The sequence below is a fragment of the Streptomyces sp. NPDC000348 genome (assembly GCF_042898795.1).
In the GTDB taxonomy this organism is placed as follows: Bacteria; Actinomycetota; Actinomycetes; order Streptomycetales; family Streptomycetaceae; genus Streptomyces.
Genome location: NZ_JBIAZD010000003.1, coordinates 42,377 through 61,374, shown reverse-complemented (window position 1 = coordinate 61,374; position 18,998 = coordinate 42,377). Strand labels below are relative to the sequence as shown.

Sequence of the window (18,998 nt, the reverse complement as noted above, 5' to 3'; positions counted from 1 at the left end):
AGGGCCAAGTATGGGCGTACGGAACAACTAAACCCCCCGCCGTCATGGCGAGGGGCTCCGGGGGCGGGGTGTCAGAAGTCGTAGTCGGCGATCACCCACGTGGCGAACTCGCGCCACAGTCCGACACCCGCCTGGTGCTCGGGGTGCTCCACGTACCGGCGCAGCGCCTCCGCGTCCTCGAACGCCGAGTTGATGGCGAAGTCGTAGGCGATGGGGCGGTCGCTGATGTTCCAGGCGCACTCCCAGAAGCGGATCTCCGGGATCTTGCCGTCCAGCGAACGGAAGGCCTCCACGCCCTCCACCACCCGCGGGTCGTCGCGCTCGACGCCCTCGTTCAGCCTGAAGAGCACCAGATGGCGGATCATCACTTTCCTCCGTTGGCCAGCCAGGTCATGAAGTCGCCGACGGCCTTCGCGGCCTCCGATATGCCCTCGAACCCTATCTGGACGTAGTCGGCCGCCGTCTCCGGGTCCGTGATGATCAGATACAGCACGAAGACCACAAGGACGTAGACGGCGGCCTTCTTCGCGTTCACCGCCATCGCGGCCCTCCCCTGTCACCGGTGTCACACGAGCATCGAGCGGGCCCATGATCGCACGAAGGGCCCCGTCTGACGACGGGGCCCTTCACAGCGGTAGCGGAGGGATTTGAACCCTCGGTGACTTGCGCCACACTCGCTTTCGAGGCGAGCTCCTTCGGCCGCTCGGACACGCTACCGAGGGAGACCCTACAGCACGGTGGGGCATGGTTTGAAATCGGTATTCACCGGTTCCGGAAGAACTCCGTGAGCAGCCGGGAGCACTCGTCGGCGAGCACGCCCTCGATCACCTCGGGGCGGTGGTTGAGCCGCCGGTCGCGGACCAGGTCCCACAGGGAGCCGACCGCGCCCGCCTTCTCGTCCCGGGCGCCGTAGACCACCCGGTCCACCCGGGACTGCTGGATCGCGCCCGCGCACATCGTGCACGGCTCCAGCGTCACCACCAGGGTGCAGCCGGCCAGCCGCCACTCCCCGAGCCGCGCGGCGGCCCGCCGGACGGCGAGGACCTCCGCGTGGGCCGTGGGGTCGCCGGCGGCCTCGCGCTCGTTGTGGGCGGCGGCCAGCACGGCGGTGCCGTCCGGGGCCAGCACGACGGCGCCGACGGGGACGTCCCCGCCCCGGACGGCCCGTTCGGCCTCGTCCAGGGCGAGTCGCATCGCGGGCCGCCAGGGATCGCGCACCGGGTCCGGCGGCCCCGGTGTGTTCCGCACGGTCAGCGGACGGTCTCCAGGACCTCCGCGGCGCCCAGGGCGTCGGCGATCTCGGTGACGGCGTCCTCGGTCATCGACCGCAACTCCTTCTCGCTCACGCCCAGGTCCTCCAGGACCTGCGCGTCACCGACCGGCCCGTGCGGCACGGCGTCGGTGCCCCCGGCGGACGCGGCGCCGGCGTCGGCGCCGGCGTCCTCGTCGTCCGGTTCACCGTCCTCCGTGCCGTCGAGGTCGAGGGCGTCCAGGTCGGTGCCGTCGTTCCCGGGCTCCCGGCCGAGCAGCTCGTCGGTGAGCAGGATCTCGCCGTAGCTGCTGCGGGCGGCGGCGGCGGCGTCGGACACGTAGACCCGGGGATCCTCCTCGCCGTCCACGCGGACGACGCCGAACCAGCCGCCCTCCTGCTCGATCAGCACGAGCACCGTGTCCTCGTCGGGAGAGGCCTCCCGGGCCAGGTCGGCCAGATCCGACAGGGTCTCCACATCGTCGAGTTCCGTGTCGCTCGCTTCCCACCCGTCTTCGGTGCGCGCGAGCAGTGCGGCGAAGTACACCGTGACTCTCCCACTGGTCATAGGCGTGCCGGTTGGGGGTCCCCCCGGCGGAGGTGTTGCGGGCGGGAGACGGTGCTTCGAGCCCCACCCACTCGGAATCGTGGCAGAAACAAGGCCGTCAGGGGACGTCTTCGGCTCCCTGTGTCCGGCATTTTGACCGCAGTGCGCCGGGTGCGCCCACGAGGGACTCACCAGCGCACTCCTTGTCGCCACGTGCGGATCGTACGCGGACTCACGGGCCTTCCCCGCACGGGCACTTCGGCAAACACGTGCGCGTGCCGCGATCTTCCCGCGGCCGGGGGGGATTTTCTCCGCCGCCGCCTACCAGCGGAAGGTGCGCATGCGCATCGCGTGGCGCAGCCGGGCGGCCTTGGCGCGGCGCGGCTGGACCCGGTCGCGCAGGGCCCGGGCCTCGGCGAGTTCGCGCAGGAACCGGGCGCGCCGCCGCCGCCGCTCGGCCTCCGTCTCCGCCGGATCGGGCGCCCCGCGCGGCGACGGATCATCTCGGTTGTCCTGCTCAGGCATCGGTTCACCACCCCAGTCCGTCCCTCCCACCTTCCCCCGGACGGACGGTTTGACGCCAGGGAGGGAGCGAAGGGCGTCCGCGGAGGGGCTCGCCCCGTGCGGGGACGCCGGGCCCACCGGGCCCGGTTAATGTTGACGCCATGCGTCTCCACGTCGTCGACCACCCTCTGGTCGCCCACAAGCTCACCACGCTGCGCGACCGGCGCACCGACTCCGCGACCTTCCGCCGTCTCGCCGACGAGCTGGTCACCCTGCTCGCCTACGAGGCCACGCGCGACGTGCGCACCGAACAGGTCGACATCCAGACGCCGGTCGAGCGGACCACGGGTGTCAAGCTCTCCCATCCGCGCCCGCTGGTGGTGCCGATCCTGCGGGCCGGTCTCGGCATGCTGGACGGCATGGTCCGGCTGCTGCCGACCGCCGAGGTGGGCTTCCTCGGCATGATCCGCAACGAGGAGACGCTGCAGGCCTCGACGTACGCCACCCGGATGCCGGAGGACCTCTCCGGGCGCCAGGTCTACGTCCTGGACCCGATGCTCGCCACCGGCGGCACGCTGGTCGCGGCGATCCAGGAGCTGATCAGGCGCGGCGCGGACGACGTGACCGCCGTGGTGCTGCTGGCCGCGCCCGAGGGCGTCGAGGTCATGGAGCGCGAGCTGGCCGGTACCCCGGTGACGGTGGTGACGGCGTCGGTCGACGAGCGGCTCAACGAGCACGGCTACATCGTGCCGGGCCTCGGCGACGCGGGGGACCGGATGTACGGGGCGGCGGAGTAGCCCCCGCGGCTCAGCAGTTCTTCTTCGGGGCGGGCGTCGGCTCGGGCTCGGCCAGTGCGGTCAGGGCCCGGGCGGCGTCCGCCTTCGTGGTCAGGTCCTTGAAGCCGTCGCCGATGATCAGGTCGACCTCGACGCCCTTGCGGGCGGGGTCGGTGCGGCGTTCGGCGCCGGCGAGCTGGGTGCCGAGCACCGGCAGCGAGGTGTCGAGGGCGGCGGCGGGTCCGAGGAGCACGCCGGTGCCCTTGACCTTCTTGTCGTACTCCTTGGTCGCGTTGCCGACCTCGCCGATCCTGAAGCCGCGGTTCTTCAGCTCGTCGGAGACCTTCCGGGCGAGTCCGCCGCGGGTCGTGGCGTTGAGGACGTTGACCGTGATCGTCCCGGGCTCGGGCAGCGGCTTCGGGGCGGCCGTGCGGCTCGCCGTGTCGGCACAGGCCGCCTTGGTGCCGGTCGCCGAAGCGGAGTCGCCGCCGCCGGTGAACACGTCGATGAGCTGGAGCGTGCCCCAGCCGCCCACGCCGAGCACGGCCGCGGAGGCAACGGTCAGGACGACGAGCCTGCCGCGCCGCCTGGGCCGGCGCATCCGCGGGTACTTGTCACCCGTGATCCGGTACTGGCCGCCCATGCCGGGTGGAGTGAGCATGCTCATGGGCGCAGCGTAGTGCGCGCGGGCGGCAATGCATACCAGATGATCATCCGACTGGGCGTAGTCCCACCCGAAAGGGCCACACCGGGCCGTGCGGGAGGACGCCGGACGGGCGTCAGTCCAGTTCGAGCACGCGGGCGTGCAGCACCTGGCGCTGCTGGAGCGCGGCCCGCACCGCGCGGTGCAGCCCGTCCTCCAGGTACAGATCGCCCTGCCACTTCACGACGTGCGCGAAGAGGTCGCCGTAGAAGGTCGAGTCCTCGGCGAGGAGGGTCTCGAGGTCGAGCTGCTGCTTGGTCGTCACGAGCTGATCGAGGCGGACCGGGCGCGGCGCGACGTCCGCCCACTGCCGGGTGCTTTCCCGGCCGTGGTCGGGGTACGGCCGGCCGTTTCCGATGCGCTTGAAGATCACACGGAAAGCCTACCGGCCAACGCGTTCCGGGCGCAGCCATGGCGACGCAGTGCGACGCCGGAAAAGACACCCGAATGCGGGGCGAAACGGAATGGTGATCCGATATGACCGATCATGGGGCCGGGCCGTCGGCCGCCGTTTCCGAGGCGCCCGGACGCTCTCCCGCCCTCCTGAGAACGCCTCCGTCCGCTTCGTGTGATCCTTCGCGGCCCTCGCCTCCCGCGCGCGCCCGGACCTCGGCCGGCGGCCCCGGGCCCCCGCGGTCGGCGACGCCCCGCCGGACGGCCCCGGCGCCACCGTCGTCGTGCGCCGCGCTCTCGTGCGGGTCCGGATCGTCATCGCCCGCGCCGGGCGGGGTGCGGCGGCGCGCCGGCGTCGGGACCCGGGTGAAGGGGGAAGGGGTGACGCCCGCGCCCCGGCGACCGCCTCCCGGATCGGCTCGCGCGCCAGTACCCCAGCGCGTGCACCCGCTGCCTCGGCACGCCCGGTTCCTTGCGCGCGAACCCCGAGAGCGCGCGGGTGGTCACGGTGTCGCAGGCGATCCACACGTACGGGTCGGGGGCGGACCGCAGCAGTTCGGGCAGGTCGGCCCGGACCCGTTCGAGCAGCGCCGCCCCCGTCCCGTCGCGCCTTCACCCTTCGCGTACGATTTCACCACGTTTTACTTAGGGGAGCCTAACCTAATGGGAAATGAGGGCACAGTGGGCGGTGAGATCTTCCGGGATCCCTGGGGCATCCCCCATCTGCGCGCGGAGAGCGCGAACGGGCTCGCGTACGCCCAGGGCCGGGTCACCGCCCTCGACCGGGCCTGGCAGCTCGAGGTCGAACGGCACCGCGCGCAGGGCACCTCGGCCTCGTTCCTCGGCCCCGAGGCGCTCCCCTGGGACCGTTTCGCCCGCCGCGTCCGCCTGGCCGACACGGCCCGCCGCTGCTGGACCGAACTGCAACGGACGGACCCGGAAACGGCGGAGTGGGTCCGCGCGTACGTCTCCGGCGTGAACGAGGGCCTGGCCTCCGCCGGGGGCACGGACCCCGCCCCGTCGGCCACCGGCTCCGGACCCCGGGCCGACGCACCGGCCGGCGGCCCCGCCGGGGTCCCGGCCGGTCCGGCGGACCGGCCCGCCGGGGTCCCGGCCGGGGAGGGCGGCGGCCCGGCGGGCAGCGCGGGTCCGGTGTCCTGGACCGGCTCCGCGCCCACGGGGGACGCGGGTCCGCGGAGGCCGGCCACCGGCTCCGGACCCCGGGCCGACGCACCGGCCGGCGGTCCCGCCGGGGTCCCGGCCGGGCGGGCCGGCGGCGGGGGGCCGGTGTCCGGGGGCGCCCCCGAGTTCGCCCGCGTGGGCCTCCGGCCCGGCCGCTGGGAGCCCTGGACCCCGCTCGCGGTCTGGCTCTCCACCCACATCCTGTTCGCCGGCTTCCCCGCCAAGCTCTGGCGCACGCACATCGCCGCCCACCTCGGCGCGGACGCCGTCGGCCTGTTCGCCTCCGACGGTCCCGGCACCGCGGGCAGCAACGGCTGGCTGGTCGCCGGGGACCGCACGGTCACCGGGCACGCGGTCATCGCCGGGGACCCGCACCGCTTCATCGAGGACCCCGGCGTCTACCAGCAGATCCGCCTGTCCTGCCCGGAGTTCGACGTCGTCGGCCTCGCCGTGCCCGGCGTCCCCGGCATCGCCCACTTCGGCCACACCGGCACGGTCGCCTGGGCCATCACCAACGCCATGGCCGACTACCAGGACCTCTACCGCGAGCGGCTGCGGCGCACCGGCGCGGGCGTGGAGGCGCTCGGCCCGGACGGGACGTGGCACCGTGCGGCCCGGCACACCGAGACCGTCGAGGTGGCGGGCGAGGAGCCGGTCGAGGTCGAGGTCGTCGAGACCGACCGGGGCCCCGTCGTCATCGGCGGCCCCGAGGGCCTCGACGACGGCGTGCCCGAGCCCGGCGAACCCCCGCTGGCCGTCGCCCTGCGGTACCCGCCCCGCGTCACCGGCGACCTCGGCTTCGGCGCCCTGCTGCCGCTGCTGCGGGCCCGCCGGACCGCCGACGTGGACCGCGCCGTCGACCTGTGGGCCGAGCCGGTCAACGTGGTCATGGCCGCCGACACCGAGGGCGGCACCCTGCACCGGGTGGCCGGCCGGGTCCCGGTCCGCTCCGGGGCCAACCGGACCCGCCTGGTGCCGGCGTGGGAGCCCGGCCACGAGTGGCGGGGCTGGCACGAGCCGCCGCGCGCCGGACTGACCGACGGCATCGCCGTGATGGCGAACCAGCGCGGCCCGGCGACCCCGCTGGGCGTCGAGTTCGCCCCGCCGCACCGCGCCGACCGCATCACCGCACTGCTGGGCCGGCAGGCCCGCTGGTCCGCCGCCGACATGCCGGCCATCCACATGGACACCCACCTCGCCTCCGCCGCCCCCCTGCTGGACCTCCTCGCCGCCCTCGACGGCCCGGCGGCGACGGGCGGCCCCGCCACCGCCCCGGACGCCCCGGCCCTCACCGCCCCCGCCGCCGCCCTGCGCGACCGCCTCCTGCGCTGGGACCGCCGGATGGACGCGGACAGCGCCGACGCCGCCGTCTTCGCGGCGGTGCGGAGCGCGGTCGTGCGCCGGCTCGCCGCGCAGCCCGCCTTCGCCGCGGCGGCCACGCCACCCCCGTACCCAGAGGTCTTCCGCCCCTGGCTCGCCCTCGTCCCGCGCGTCGGCCACGCCCTCGAACACCTCCTCTCCGCGGAGGAACTGTTCGGCGTCGACCGCCCGGCGGTGGTCCGCGCGGCCCTGGAGGAGGTGGCCGCCCGGCCGCCCGCCGGCACCTGGGGCGACACCCACCGCCTGGCCCCCTGGCGGGCGCTGCCGCCGACGCCGCCGTACGACGAACCCGGCCTCTCCGGCGACCACGACTGCGTGCTGTGCACCTCCCCCGTGCCCGGCCTCACCGACCTCGCGGCACGCGGCCCGGCCGCCCGCTACGTCTGGGACCTGGCCGACCGGGAGAACAGCCGCTGGGTGGTGCCGCTGGGCGCGTCCGGCGTCCCCGGCTCACCCCACCACCACGACCAGCGGCCCCTGTGGCTCGCCGGAGACCTGGCCCCGGTCCTCACCGACTGGGCACAGCTGACGAAGGAGACCGATGTCTGAGCCGTACGCCTCCCGCACCGCCGTCCACGAGCAGGCCGTCGACGGCTTCGGCGCCGTACGGATCGTGCCGCTGGACCCGGCCGCCGACGCGCCCCTCCTGCACCGCTGGGTGAGCGGGGAACGCGCCGTCTTCTGGGGCATGAACGGCCTCACCGCCGGGCAGGTCGCCGGGATCTACGCCCACCTGGACACCCTCGACACCCACCACGCGTACCTCGTCCTCAAGGACGGCGAACCCGCCGCGCTGCTCCAGACGTACGAACCGGAGGCCGACCGGGTCGCCGAGTGCTACCCCGTCGAACCCGGCGACATCGGCATCCACCTGCTGCTCGCCCCCGCTGGCACCGGGAGCCCGCGCCCCGGCTGGACCGCCGCCCTGATGGGTGCCGTCACCGCGTACGTCCTGCTGGGCCTCGGCCGGCGGCGCGTGGTGGTGGACCCGGACGTGGCCAACGAGAAGGCCGTCGCCCGCTTCCTCCGGGAGGGCTTCACCGCCGGCCCCGAGGTCGTCCTGCCGGAGATCGACCTCCCGGACGTGTACCTGCCCGAGAAGAAGGCGCAGCTCGCCTTCCTCACCCGCGAGGTAGCCTTCGGCAGGTGACCCCCGACGACCTCGTCGCCCACTACGGACTGGAGCCCCTCCCCCGTGAGGGCGGCCGGTTCCGGCAGACCTGGGCCGGTCCCGCACGCCCCGACGGCCGTCCCGAGGGCACCGCCATCGTCGCGCTGCTCACCGACGCCCCCGGCGACTTCTCCGCCCTGCACCGGCTGCCCGCCGACGAGGTCTGGCACTTCTACCTCGGCGACCCGCTCCACCTGCTCCTCCTCGCCCCCGACGGCACCTCCCGCACCCCCGTGCTCGGCCCGGACGTCCTCGGCGGCCAGCACGTCCAGCTCACCGTGCCGGCCGGCACCTGGATGGGCGCGCGGGTGGCGGCCGGCGGCGCCTGGACGCTGTTCGGCTGCACGATGGCGCCCGGCTTCACCCCCGGGGGCTACGAGCACGGTGATGCGGCGGAACTGGTGGCGCGTCACCCCGGGCGGGCGGCGCTCATCGTGGAACTCTGCCGTCCATGAGCCGAAGGGGTCTGCTCGACGGCCAGGTCGCCCTGGTCACGGGCGCGGGCGGCGGCATCGGCCGGGGCATCGCGCGGCGGTTCGCCGAGGAGGGCGCGGCCGTCGCGCTGCACTGCCGTACGGCGGTGGCGTCCGCGCGGGAGACCGCCGACCGCATCCGGGGGTCGGGCGGCGCGGCCGTCGTCCTGCGGGCCGACCTCACCGACGAGGACGCCTGCCGCCGCGTGGTGGCCGAGGCGGCCGAGTGGGGCGGCGGCCGGCTGACCGCGCTCGTCAACAACGCCGGGATCCAGCCGGTGCGGGAACTCGCCGGGATGCCGGCGGCCGAGTGGCGGGCGGTCGTGGACACCAACCTCACCAGCGTCTTCGCCTGCACCCAGGCGGCGGCGGAGCTCATGCGGGACCAGGACGGCGGCGGCACCGTCACCCACATCGCCTCGGTCGAGGCCCACAGCCCCGCCCCGGCCCACGCCCACTACTGCGCCTCCAAGGCGGCGGTGGTGATGCACGCCCGCTCGGCGGCCCAGGAGTACGGACCGTGGGGCGTGCGCGTCAACACGGTCTCGCCCGGCCTGATCGAACGGGAGGGCCTGGCCGACGCCTGGCCGGAGGGCGTACGCCGCTGGCGGCGGGCGTCCGCCGTGGGCCGGCTCGGCCGCCCGGAGGACGTCGGCGACGCCTGCGTGTTCCTCGCCTCCCGGCTCGCGTCCTGGGTGACGGGCCACGACCTGCTGGTGGACGGAGGCGTCTCGGCCCGGCCCACCTGGTGAACGCGGAGGGCCGCCCGTCCGTACACACCCCGTGGCCGGACGGACGGGAGGCGGGGACGACGTGCAGCGACGCGGGAGCGGGGCGGCGGGCGGCGGACGGGACGGAACCCCGGGCGGCCGCAGCCCCCGGCGACTCCGGGGACCGGTGCTGCTGGGCGCCGTGCTGGTCCTGCTCCTCCTCGGCGGCGCGGCCCCGGCGAGCGCCCACGCCGCCCTCCGCGGCACCGACCCCGGGGACGGAAGCGTCGTCGGGTCCGCGCCCCGCCACCTCACCCTGACCTTCACGGAGTCCGTCGGCCTGCTCGAGGACTCCTTCCGCGTCTACGGCCCCGACAACCGCCGGATCCGCCCGGGCGAGCCGCGGCACGCGGACGGCGCCTCGGACACCGTCCGCGCGGACCTGCCCGGCGGCCTCGCCGACGGCACGTACACGGTGGCCTGGCGGGTCGTCTCCGCCGACAGCCATCCGGTCTCCGGCGCCTTCACCTTCTCCGTCGGCAAGCCCTCGCCCACCGCACCGGCGGCGCCGGCGGACCACGCCGAGCACCCGGTCACCAAGAGCCTCTACGACACCGGCCGCTACCTCGCGTACATCGCCGCCGCGCTGCTCATCGGCACGGCGGCGTTCGCGGCGCTGTGCCGGCCGCCGGACCCCGCACCGCTGCGGCTGCCGCTGCTCACCGGCTGGTGGACCCTGCTGGCCGCCACGGCCGCCCTGCTCGTCCTGCGCGCCCCCTACGAGAACGGCACCTCCCCCGCGACCGCCCTCGACCTCCCGGCGTTCACCGGCGCCCTCACCGGCCGCCCGGGCCTCGCCCTGCTGACCCGCCTCGCCCTGCTGTCGGCGGCGGCGCTCCTCGTACCGCTCACCCGGCGCCGCTCCCCCCGGACCCGACTGGCGGCCGGCGCGGCGCTCTCCCTCGCCCTGGCGCTGACCTGGGCGGCGGCCGAACACGCCGCCGCCGGTGTCCAGGTCCCCCTCGCCCTGACCTCGTCCGTGCTCCACCTGCTGGCGACGGCGTGCTGGCTCGGCGGCCTGACGGCCCTGCTCCTCACCCTCCACCGCGCGAAGACCCCGCCGCCGGCCGGCACGGTCAGGCGCTTCTCCCGCCTGGCCCTCGCCTCGGTGACCGTCCTCGTCGTCACCGGCGTCTACCAGTCCTGGCGCGGCCTCGGCTCCTGGTCCGCCCTCACGGAGACGTCGTACGGCCGGACCCTGACGGTCAAACTCGCCGCGACGGGCTTCCTGCTGCTCGCGGCGGCCCTGTCCCGCCGCTGGACGGCCCTGTTGGCGCGCCCGGCGGTGGCCGGGGAGCGCGTACCGGAACCGGTGGGCGCACCCGGACCCCCTCCCGAGCCGGGGCCGGCGACCCCGCCGGCGGACGACCCGGACGACCCCCGCCGCCGCGCCCTGCGCCGCTCCGTACTGGCCGAAGCCGTGGTGGCCGTGGTCGTCCTGCTGGTCACCACGGTGCTGACCGGCACCCTCCCCGCCCGCGCGGAGGCAGAGGCGGCCGAGGCGCCCGAGCCGCAGGTGGCCGGCCTGCCCGGCGCGTCGGCGTTCACGATCCCCTACGACGTGGGCACCCCCGGCGGCCGGGGCACGGTGCAGCTCACGCTGGACCCGGGCCGGGTGGGCGAGAACGGCCTCCAGGCGGTGGTCTTCGGTGCCGACGGCGGCCTGGCCTTCGTACCGGAACTCCGCGTCTCCCTCACCCTCGCGGCGAAGGACATCGGCCCCGTCGACGCCGGGCTGACCGACCGGGGCGGCTACTGGGCCACCAACGACCTCACCCTCCCCCTCGAGGGCACCTGGACGATGAAACTGACGATCCGGGTCTCCGAGGTGGACCAGGTGAGCGAGACGCGCCGGGTATGGATCACGGGCTGACCTCCGGTCGCGCCCTGCGCCGGGCGGTTCCCCCGGGCCGTACGCCGCCCGCGGCTTCTGCGGCGCGGCCGGGGCACGACGGCCGGCGGCGGATTCCTCCTCGAACGGCATGCCCGGCCGGTCCGGGGGACCATGGGAAGGAGGGGCGGCAGCCCTCCGCGGACCGAGGAGGTGGCGGTCATGGTGGGTCCCCTGGGCCCGGACGACACGCGCTCGCCACGGACGACGCCGGAGCGTGAGTGGGCCCACAAACGGCTGGAGAAGAAGCGCAAACTCCGCGCCGACCTCGTGGCCTATGTCGTGATCAACGCGTTCCTGATCGTGGTGTGGGCGCTGACGGGTGCGGGGTACTTCTGGCCGGGCTGGGTCCTCGGCGGGTGGGGCGTGTTCCTCCTCCTCGACGCGTGGCAGGCCTACTTCCGGCGGCCCATCACCGAGGAGGACATCGACCGGGAGCTGCGCGGCATGCGCTGAGGGCGCGGGCCGGCCGGGGCCCCTCCGGCGGGGGCGGGAACCCGGGAGGCCCCGGTGCGCGGGGAAGTGATCACCCGTCAGGACAAACCGTGCGAACCGTGCATATTCTGAGGGTGTTTCCAGCGCACCGACTCTGCGGGAGGCGCCATGACGTTCGTCCAGGTCATCGACTGCAGGACCAGCAGGATCGACGAGTTGAACAGGCTGATGGACAACTGGGTCGAAGCGGCGCAGGGCAAACGGACGGCCACCCATTCGATCGTCGGCCGGGACCGCACCGACTCCACGCACGTGGTGGAGATCGTGGAGTTCCCCTCGTACGAGGAGGCGATGGAGAACTCACGGCTGCCGGAGACGGACCGGATCTTCCGGGAGATGGTGGCGGCCTGCGACCAGGAGCCCACGTTCACGGACCTCGACGTCCTCCGGGACGAGCAGCTGAACAAGACCGTGGTCCGCACCTTCTTCGAGGAAGTGGCCAACAAGAGGAACTTCGACGCGGAGGACACGCTCTGCACGCCCGACTACCAGGAGCACGACCCCACCCTGCCGGAGGGTGTCATCGGGCGCGAGGAGTCCAAGGCGGCGAACCGGAAGCTCCACGCGGCACTCGAACCGGTGGTCACGATCGAGGACCTGATCGCGGAGGGAGACATGGTGAGCGCGCGGTTCTCCTTCAAGGGCCGTCACACGGGGGAGTTCCTGGGCATGGAAGCCACCGGGCGGGAGTTCTCGGCCACCGGCCACGCGATGTTCCGCTGCCGGGGCAGCAGGATCGCGGAGAGCTGGTGGAACACCGACGACCTCGGCCTGCTGCGGCAACTGGGCGCCATCGAGGCCTGAGTCACCCACCGGGGCTTCGTCGGCGGCGGGTGCCGCGTGTGCCCGGCCGGGAAGCGTGCTTCGCTCACCGGTCCGGATCCGGCAGGGCTCTTCCGGCTCGTGCGCAGCGCGCGCCGGCCAGGCGGGAACCATGCCCACCCGCTGGTTCGCATCCGGGTCGAAGTGGGGCACCGGCTCGTTCGGCGGCGGCGGGCTCCGGTCACGCCCGGGACGGAGGGGCCACGGCGGCGGGTGCGGCTCACAGGCGCAGTGTGCGGCGCAGGGCTCCGGTGAGTTCCTCGAACTTCTCCTCGGCGTCGGCGTGACGGGTGCGGGCGGCGTCGGTGACGCAGCCGCGTACGTGGTCGTCGAGGAGTCCGAGGGCGACTTCCTGCAGGGCGTGGGTGGCGGCGCTGATCTGGGTGAGGACGTCGATGCAGGAGCGGTCGTCGTCGACCATGCGGGAGATACCGCGTATCTGGCCTTCGATCTTGTTCAGCCGGACCAGGTGGTCGGCCTTGTGGCCGGTACGACCGAGTGCCTCGGTGTGCTGGTCGTGCGCATGGCGGGGAACGGCCGGCGTGGTGGTCATCGGGGTGCGCCTCCCTCGCGCGTTCCGCCGGGTGCGGGGGCCGTGTAGCGGTCCGGGGCGCCGTCGAACGTGGCGGCGCAGTGGGCGGAGCAGAAGGAGTAGGTGCCGTGATCGGTTCGCCGGTGTTCGGCGGCGGTCGCTCTGTCCACCTGCATGCCGCACACGGGATCCGTGATCATGCCGTCGCCCCTGGAGGCGAGGTGGTGGTGCCCGTGGTCGGCCGTGGCGGCCGTGCTTTCGGCCGGGGCGCGGTCGGCGGCGGACTCGACCCGGGGCCGGACGCCCGCGGGCCGGGTCCTCGGCAGCGGCGGGGTGTGCCAGTGGCGCAGCCGGGAGGCGTTGGTGACGACCGACAGCGAGCTGAGCGCCATGGCCGCGGCGGCGATGACCGGGCTGAGGCGCAGGCCCCACAGCGGGTACAGGGCACCCGCGGCGAGCGGGACGCCGACGGCGTTGTAGACCAGGGCGAAGAACAGGTTCTGCCGGATGTTGCGCATGGTCGCCCGCGACAGCCGGATCGCCGTGACGACTCCGCCGAGCGAGCCGGAGATCAGGGTGATGTCGGCCGCCTCGATGGCCACGTCGGTGCCGGTGCCGATGGCCAGACCGACGTCGGCGGCGGCCAGGGCGGGGGCGTCGTTGATGCCGTCGCCGACCATGCCCACGGTGCGGCCCTCGCCTTGCAGGCGGCGGATCTCGTCGGCCTTGTGCTCGGGCAGCACCTCGGCCAGCACCCGGCCGATGCCCACCTGGGCGGCGATCGCCGCGGCGGTGCGGGCGTTGTCGCCGGTGAGCATCACGACGTCGACACCGAGGCGCCGCAGGGCGGCGATGGCGGCGGCGGAGTCGTCCTTGACGGTGTCGGCGACGGCCAGCACACCGGCGGGCCGTTGGTCGACCGCCGCGAGGACGGGGGTCCTGCCCTCGGCGGACAGGCCGGCCGCGACAGGGGTCAGGGCGGTGGTGTCGATGCCGACGTCGCCCAGCAGCCGGGCGGTGCCGACCAGGGCGGCGTGTCCGTCGACGGTGGCCTGGACACCCTTGCCGGTCACCGAGTCGAAGCCGCTCGCCGCGGGCACGTCCAGACCGCGCTCGCGCACGCCGGTGACGATCGCCCGCGCGAGCGGGTGCTCGCTGTCGGCCTCGGCCCCCGCGACCAGCCGCAGCAGCAGCGTCTCGTCGAATCCGCCGACGGGGTGGACGTCGGTCAGGACCGGCTTGCCCGCGGTGACGGTGCCGGTCTTGTCCAGCACCACGGTGTCCAGCTTGTGCGCGGTCTCCAGGGCCTCGGCGGAGCGGATCAGGATGCCGGCCCGGGCCCCCTTGCCGGTGCCGACCATCACCGACAGCGGAGTGGCCAGTCCGAGCGCGCACGGGCAGGCGATGATCAGCACCGCCACCGCGGAGACCAGCGCCAGAGTCGGCGCGGGGGACGGGCCGAGGGTGAACCAGACGGCGAAGGTGCCGATCGCGACGGCGATGACCGCCGGGACGAAGTACGCCGACACGGCGTCGGCGAGCCGCTGGATGGGGGCCTTCGACGCCTGGGCCCGCTGCACCAGGCGGACGATCTGGGCCAGCATCGTGTCCGCGCCGACCTTGGCCGCCCGCACCCGCAGGGACCCGGTGCCGTTGACAGTGGCCCCGATGACCGGGTCCCCGGCGCGCTTCGTCACCGGCATCGGCTCGCCGGTGACCATCGACTCGTCCACCGCGGAGGAACCGGAGAGCACCTCGGCGTCGACGGGGATCTTCTCCCCGGGCCGGATGACGAGCTCGTCCCCGACCACCACCTCCTCGACGGGGATCTCGCGCTCGGTGCCGTCGCGCACCACGCGGGCGGTTCGGGCCTGCAGACCCAGCAGGGCGCGGATGGCCTCGCCGGTTCCGGCCTTCGCCCGGGCCTCCAGCAGCCGTCCCAGCAGGATCAGGGTCAGGATCACTCCGACAGCCTCGAAATACACCTCCCGCAGGTCCTCTGGCAGCAGGCCGGGGGCGAGGGTGACCAGCAGGCTGTAGCCGTAGGCGGCGGACGTGCCGAGGGTGATCAGGGAGTTCATGTCGGCGGCCCGGTGGCGCAGGGTCAGCCAGCCCGTCGCATGGATCGGCCACCCGGTGTAGAACATCACCGGGGTGATCAGGGCGAGTTGCAGCCAGTGGTTCAGCATCCACCCGGGCACCCAGTCCGCGCCGAAGAGTTCGTGCGCCATCACCGCGAAGAGCACCGGGGCGGTGAACACCGCGCCGGTCAGCACCCTTCGGGTGAGGTCCCCGATCTCCGCCCGCCGCTCGGCGGCGTCCGCGGCCTCGGCCTCGGCCGCCGTCCGTTCCCCACCCGCCGTCGGCGGCCCGCCGACGGCGGGAGCAGCGGCGGCAGTGGCACCGTGACCGTCCGGGGAGGGCGGTGCGGACCCTTCCGCGGGTTCGACCAGCAGTGTGCCGTGGATCATGTTCATGCCGCAGGCGAAGCCGAAGGAGCCCGCCCGCTCCGGATGCAGCCGCACGGTGGTGCGGGTGTGGGCGGGCAGCCCCGCGCCGACCTCGAGGTCGGGGAAGACCACCCGGGAAGTGCACTCGCCGGCCTCCTGCCGGTCGAAGACCAGTTCCACCGGCGTGCCCTGGCGGACCTTGATCACGTCGGGGCTGTAGCCGCCCCGCACCGTCACCTCCACCCGCTGCACCCCGCCCTCCAGCCGGGCGGCACCGGCCCGGCGCGGCCCGAAGAAGTACCGGCCGAGCGCGGCGACCAGTACGGCCGACGCCAGGATCACGACGACATCGACGGCACCCATGGGCTTCTCGCCTCCCCTGACGGGTCACCCTCCAGCCTGCGCCCGGGTACCCCTGCCGAGTAGGGGCTGAACGGCTCTCCGTCCCGGACCGTCCGGCCCCGGACCGCCCCACCGGGCAGAGCGATGATGGAGGTGAAGGCATCAAGTCCGCCGGGAGGCCGTCCGGCACCCGGTCGCCGATAAGCAGGTGAGTGGCGATGACGTTCTGGTATGCCGACGATATGAGCGGGTGGGGCTGGTTCGGGATGACGATCGGCATGGTCGCGTTCTGGGCACTGGTCGTCACGGCCTTCGTGCTGGTCCTCCGTGCCGCCGGCCGGTCTCACGAACACGCCCACACCCCTCACCCCTCCGCCGCGGCCACACCGCAGCAGATCCTCGGCGAGCGGTTCGCCCGCGGGGAGATCGACGAGGAGGAGTACCGGCGCCGCCTGGACACGCTGCACGCCGGTCCTCCCGCCACACCCTGAACACCCGGCCGCCCCCCGGTCGCGGCCTCGGTCCTCCGCTGAAGGAGGCTCGTAATGAACGACAAACGCAACTACGGCATGTACGCGCTCGCCGCAGCGATCGTCGTCGTCGGCGCCCTGATCGTCGGCGCGTCCCTGGAGAGCCTGGTGTGGCTCGCGCTCGTCGCCGCCTGCCCGCTGATGATGTTCTTCATGATGAAGGGCATGCACGGCCAGGGCATGCACGACGGCCAGGACCGGCATCGCGACGGCCGGGACGAGGACCCGCTGCGCAAGCACGACCACCACACCGGAACCGGGCGGCCCTGACCGCCCGGGCCGGGGTGAGTGCCATGGCCGCCGTCACCGCATCACCGGTCGGGGCGCTGATCCTGGCGGGCATCGTCTACGGCATCGCCCGCCCGGCCGCCCCCGACGGGCCCCGCCGTCCACCGCCGGCCCGCCCGCGCGGACGGCGCGCCGCACCGGAGGAAGCGGAACGGCGGCCGGTGGGCCCGCGCCTTCACCACCGTGCCGGGGATTCCCGCGGTCCTGCGGGCCCGTGATCCGCGACGGTGCCTGGGGCCTGTGGGGTGCCGGCTGCGTCGCCGCAGCCCTCGTCCACGCCTTCGCCGACACTCCGCGTGACACCCGCACGGCTCAGGGCACGGCTGCGGCCGGGAGGACGCCGTGACCGGCCCGGGCGAGCGGAGCTGCCGGGACGGCAGTGTGCCCGGACAATGGAAGAACCGAGGCCGGGGCGGTGATCCGCGGCGGCAGGCGTCTCGCGCACGTGCCCGCGGACGGCCCGGCCGGTCTCCCCCGCATCCCCCGAAGTCCGAGAGGCGAGAGGAAGGCGGTCGTCATGACCAGCATCACTCACCGCATCGCCGCCTTGTTCCGGATCAAGGCCGACAAGGCGCTGGACCGGGCCGAGGACCCGCGTGAGGTCCTGGACTACTCCTACGAGCAGCAGCTGGAGATGCTGCAGAGGGTACGGCGCGGCGTGGCCGACGTGGCGACCAGCCGCAAGCGCGTCGAGCTGCAGGTGAACCAGTTGCGGCAGTCCACGGGCAAGCTGCAGGACCAGGCGCAGCAGGCGCTCGCGGCCGGCCGTGAGGACCTGGCCCGCGAGGCGCTCACCCGCCGTACGGCCGTGGCCTCCCAGATCACCGACCTCGAGGAGCAGCAGACGTCGTTGCAGGCGCAGGAGGAGAAGCTGACCCTGGCCGCCCAGCGCCTGCAGGCGAAGGTCGACTCGTTCCGCACCCGCAAGGAGACGATCAAGGCCACCTACACCGCGGCCGAGGCCCAGACCCGGATCACCGAGGCCGTCACCGGCATCGGCGAGGAACTGGGCGATGTCGGCCTGGCCATGCAGCGGGCCCAGGACAAGACCGAGCAGATGCAGGCGCGCGCGGGTGCGCTGGACGAGCTGATCGCTTCCGGGACGCTGGAGGACGCCACGCTGCCGGCCGGGCGTGACGACATCCAGGCCGAACTCGAGCGCATGAGCGCGGGTCAGGACGTGGAGATCGAGCTGGCCCGGATGAAGGCACGGCTGCCCGCCGCTTCCGCGCCGGCGGCGGTGGAGGGTCCCGCCGCCCCGAAGGGCGGATCGGACAGGGAGGCGACGTCATGATCATGCGGATTCTCGGCGAGGGTCAGTACGAGATCGCCGACGAGCACCTGGACCGGCTCAACGAGCTGGACTCCGCGCTGCAGTCGGCCGCCGACGCGGGCGACGGGGCGACGTTCACCACCGCGCTGTCGGCCCTGCTGGACGCGGTGCGCAGCCTGGGCACGCCGCTGCCGGACGAGGAGATCACGCCGTCCGACCTGGTGCTGCCCGATGAGGGCACCAGCCTCGCGCAGGTCCGGCAGCTGTTGTCCGACGAGGGTCTGATCCCGGGGTGAGGACGCGATGCGCAGCCGCTTCGAGCCCGATCGGCAGCTGACCGCCCGCATGGCGGTCACGATGTTCCTGCTCGGGCTGGTGTACGTGGCGTTCGTCGCCGCGCTGATCGTGCTGCTCGAGTCCGTCGTCCTGGTGGTCGTGATCGCCGCCGGGCTGCTGGCCGCGCAGTACTGGTACGCGGACCGGATCGCCCTCTACGCGATGCACGGCCGCATCGTCACGGCGGAGGAGGAACCCCGGCTGCACGGCGTCGTCGACCGGCTGTGTGCCAGCGCGGACATGCCCAAACCCCGGGTGGCCGTCTCCGGGATGGACCTGCCGAACGCGTTCGCCACCGGCCGCAACGCCGACCACGCCGTCGTCTGCGTCACCACCGGACTGCAGCGCCGCCTGACGGCCGAGGAGCTCGAGGGCGTCCTCGCCCACGAGCTCTCCCATGTCGCGCACCGCGACGTGGCGGTGATCACCATCGCCTCGTTCCTGGGCGTGCTCGCGGGACTCGTCGTCCGCTTCGCCTTCTACTCCCAGCTGCTGGGCGGACGCCAGCGCGACCAGAACACCGCCGTCGCGTTCCTCGCGGTCATGGCGGTCTCCGCCCTCGTCTACGCGCTGAGCTTCCTGCTCATCCGCGCGCTCTCGCGCTACCGCGAGCTGGCCGCCGACCGCGCCGCGGCCATGCTGACGGCGAAGCCCTCCGCCCTGGCCTCGGCCCTCACCAAGGTCAGCGGGGACATCGCCCGTATCCCCACCCAGGACCTGCGCACCGCCCAGGCGTTCAACGCGTTCTTCTTCACCCCCGCCCTCGGCCCCGGAACGGCGGTGGCCAACCTGTTCTCCACCCACCCCAGCCTGGAACGCCGCCTGGCGGCCCTCGCGGAGATCTCCGCCGAGCTGGGCGGACCGGGCGGCCGGACGCCTTGAGAAGGAGCT

Annotated in this window: 22 protein-coding genes, 1 tRNA gene and 1 pseudogene; 13 read left to right on the top strand and 11 right to left on the bottom strand. The window is 74.1% G+C overall.

All coding sequences use genetic code 11. The annotated features are described in order from the left end of the window. Positions 1-71: 71 nt before the first annotated feature. The 6 genes from ACFY3N_RS07150 to ACFY3N_RS07125 all read right to left on the bottom strand — a co-directional run bounded on the left by ACFY3N_RS07150 (position 72) and on the right by ACFY3N_RS07125 (position 2,321). Entirely contained in the window at positions 72-365 is a 294-nt protein-coding gene (locus ACFY3N_RS07150) for a Dabb family protein (protein ID WP_390815622.1), read from the bottom strand. Continuing rightward, complete coding sequence (locus ACFY3N_RS07145) at positions 365-541, bottom strand: hypothetical protein (RefSeq protein WP_390815621.1); 177 nt, start codon at positions 539-541, stop codon at positions 365-367. Before ACFY3N_RS07145 ends, ACFY3N_RS07150 begins: the two co-directional genes overlap by 1 nt. Positions 542-632: 91 nt before the next feature. Then, positions 633-717: transfer RNA gene (locus ACFY3N_RS07140), tRNA-Ser, on the bottom strand. A gap of 45 nt (positions 718-762) precedes the next feature. Then, on the bottom strand, positions 763-1,194 hold the full coding sequence (gene tadA / locus ACFY3N_RS07135; protein WP_390816049.1) for a tRNA adenosine(34) deaminase TadA: 432 nt from the start codon (positions 1,192-1,194) through the stop codon (positions 763-765). A gap of 56 nt (positions 1,195-1,250) precedes the next feature. Continuing rightward, positions 1,251-1,796 carry a hypothetical protein gene (locus ACFY3N_RS07130; RefSeq protein ID WP_390816048.1) on the bottom strand — a complete coding sequence of 182 codons (546 nt, stop codon included), beginning with the start codon at positions 1,794-1,796 and terminating at the stop codon, positions 1,251-1,253. Positions 1,797-2,117: 321 nt separating this feature from the next. Beyond that, positions 2,118-2,321 (bottom strand): hypothetical protein, encoded by a 204-nt coding sequence (locus tag ACFY3N_RS07125; protein ID WP_390815620.1) that lies wholly within the window; start codon positions 2,319-2,321, stop codon positions 2,118-2,120. 140 nt (positions 2,322-2,461) lie between these two features. Here ACFY3N_RS07125 and upp point away from each other — a divergent pair, with 140 nt between their 5' ends. Beyond that, complete coding sequence (gene upp, locus ACFY3N_RS07120) at positions 2,462-3,097, top strand: uracil phosphoribosyltransferase (protein ID WP_366813663.1); 636 nt, start codon at positions 2,462-2,464, stop codon at positions 3,095-3,097. A gap of 10 nt (positions 3,098-3,107) precedes the next feature. On the opposite strand, the gene ACFY3N_RS07115 is transcribed toward upp, so the two are convergent. The 3 genes and pseudogenes from ACFY3N_RS07115 to ACFY3N_RS07105 form a co-directional block, all read right to left on the bottom strand. Next, complete coding sequence (locus ACFY3N_RS07115) at positions 3,108-3,719, bottom strand: LytR C-terminal domain-containing protein (protein WP_390816047.1); 612 nt, start codon at positions 3,717-3,719, stop codon at positions 3,108-3,110. A gap of 136 nt (positions 3,720-3,855) precedes the next feature. After that, positions 3,856-4,152, bottom strand: coding sequence for a type II toxin-antitoxin system VapB family antitoxin (locus tag ACFY3N_RS07110; protein ID WP_004943146.1), 297 nt, complete (start codon positions 4,150-4,152; stop codon positions 3,856-3,858). A gap of 437 nt (positions 4,153-4,589) precedes the next feature. Beyond that, positions 4,590-4,784: pseudogene (locus ACFY3N_RS07105) on the bottom strand (SIP domain-containing protein); the annotation flags it as partial. A 51-nt stretch (positions 4,785-4,835) separates the two neighbouring features. Here ACFY3N_RS07105 and ACFY3N_RS07100 point away from each other — a divergent pair. The 7 genes from ACFY3N_RS07100 (at position 4,836) to ACFY3N_RS07070 (ending at position 12,338) form a co-directional block, all read left to right on the top strand. Further along, positions 4,836-7,283: a penicillin acylase family protein gene (locus ACFY3N_RS07100; RefSeq protein ID WP_390815619.1), complete on the top strand. Its 2,448-nt coding sequence runs from the start codon at positions 4,836-4,838 to the stop codon at positions 7,281-7,283. Beyond that, positions 7,276-7,884 carry a GNAT family N-acetyltransferase gene (locus ACFY3N_RS07095; protein ID WP_390815618.1) on the top strand — a complete coding sequence of 203 codons (609 nt, stop codon included), beginning with the start codon at positions 7,276-7,278 and terminating at the stop codon, positions 7,882-7,884. The genes ACFY3N_RS07100 and ACFY3N_RS07095 overlap by 8 nt, the downstream gene beginning before the upstream one ends. Continuing rightward, positions 7,881-8,360, top strand: a complete 480-nt coding sequence (locus ACFY3N_RS07090; protein ID WP_390815617.1) for a cupin domain-containing protein — start codon at positions 7,881-7,883, stop codon at positions 8,358-8,360. Before ACFY3N_RS07095 ends, ACFY3N_RS07090 begins: the two co-directional genes overlap by 4 nt. Next, positions 8,357-9,130 (top strand): SDR family NAD(P)-dependent oxidoreductase, encoded by a 774-nt coding sequence (locus ACFY3N_RS07085; protein WP_390815616.1) that lies wholly within the window; start codon positions 8,357-8,359, stop codon positions 9,128-9,130. Before ACFY3N_RS07090 ends, ACFY3N_RS07085 begins: the two co-directional genes overlap by 4 nt. Positions 9,131-9,275: 145 nt before the next feature. Continuing rightward, positions 9,276-11,021, top strand: coding sequence for a copper resistance protein CopC (locus tag ACFY3N_RS07080; protein ID WP_390816046.1), 1,746 nt, complete (start codon positions 9,276-9,278; stop codon positions 11,019-11,021). A 180-nt stretch (positions 11,022-11,201) separates the two neighbouring features. Further along, positions 11,202-11,495 (top strand): 2TM domain-containing protein, encoded by a 294-nt coding sequence (locus ACFY3N_RS07075; protein ID WP_390815615.1) that lies wholly within the window; start codon positions 11,202-11,204, stop codon positions 11,493-11,495. 147 nt (positions 11,496-11,642) lie between these two features. Continuing rightward, complete coding sequence (locus tag ACFY3N_RS07070; RefSeq protein WP_390815614.1) at positions 11,643-12,338, top strand: ester cyclase; 696 nt, start codon at positions 11,643-11,645, stop codon at positions 12,336-12,338. A gap of 238 nt (positions 12,339-12,576) precedes the next feature. Here ACFY3N_RS07070 and ACFY3N_RS07065 read toward each other — a convergent pair whose 3' ends face one another. Continuing rightward, positions 12,577-12,909 (bottom strand): metal-sensitive transcriptional regulator, encoded by a 333-nt coding sequence (locus ACFY3N_RS07065; protein ID WP_390815613.1) that lies wholly within the window; start codon positions 12,907-12,909, stop codon positions 12,577-12,579. Further along, a complete protein-coding gene (locus tag ACFY3N_RS07060) occupies positions 12,906-15,701 on the bottom strand; it encodes a heavy metal translocating P-type ATPase (RefSeq protein WP_390815612.1) in 2,796 nt (931 codons plus the stop codon). The genes ACFY3N_RS07065 and ACFY3N_RS07060 overlap by 4 nt, the downstream gene beginning before the upstream one ends. 197 nt (positions 15,702-15,898) lie before the next feature. Between ACFY3N_RS07060 and ACFY3N_RS07055 the strand changes: the two genes are divergently transcribed. The 5 genes from ACFY3N_RS07055 to htpX all read left to right on the top strand — a co-directional run bounded on the left by ACFY3N_RS07055 (position 15,899) and on the right by htpX (position 18,989). Then, positions 15,899-16,171, top strand: coding sequence for an SHOCT domain-containing protein (locus ACFY3N_RS07055; RefSeq protein WP_390815611.1), 273 nt, complete (start codon positions 15,899-15,901; stop codon positions 16,169-16,171). A gap of 54 nt (positions 16,172-16,225) precedes the next feature. Continuing rightward, positions 16,226-16,480, top strand: a complete 255-nt coding sequence (locus ACFY3N_RS07050) for a DUF2933 domain-containing protein (RefSeq protein ID WP_390815610.1) — start codon at positions 16,226-16,228, stop codon at positions 16,478-16,480. Positions 16,481-17,015: 535 nt separating this feature from the next. Further along, positions 17,016-17,792 (top strand): PspA/IM30 family protein, encoded by a 777-nt coding sequence (locus ACFY3N_RS07045; protein WP_390815609.1) that lies wholly within the window; start codon positions 17,016-17,018, stop codon positions 17,790-17,792. After that, positions 17,789-18,067 (top strand): hypothetical protein, encoded by a 279-nt coding sequence (locus ACFY3N_RS07040; protein ID WP_390815608.1) that lies wholly within the window; start codon positions 17,789-17,791, stop codon positions 18,065-18,067. The genes ACFY3N_RS07045 and ACFY3N_RS07040 overlap by 4 nt, the downstream gene beginning before the upstream one ends. A 7-nt stretch (positions 18,068-18,074) precedes the next feature. Continuing rightward, positions 18,075-18,989, top strand: coding sequence for a zinc metalloprotease HtpX (htpX, locus tag ACFY3N_RS07035; protein WP_390815607.1), 915 nt, complete (start codon positions 18,075-18,077; stop codon positions 18,987-18,989). Positions 18,990-18,998 lie beyond the last annotated feature (9 nt).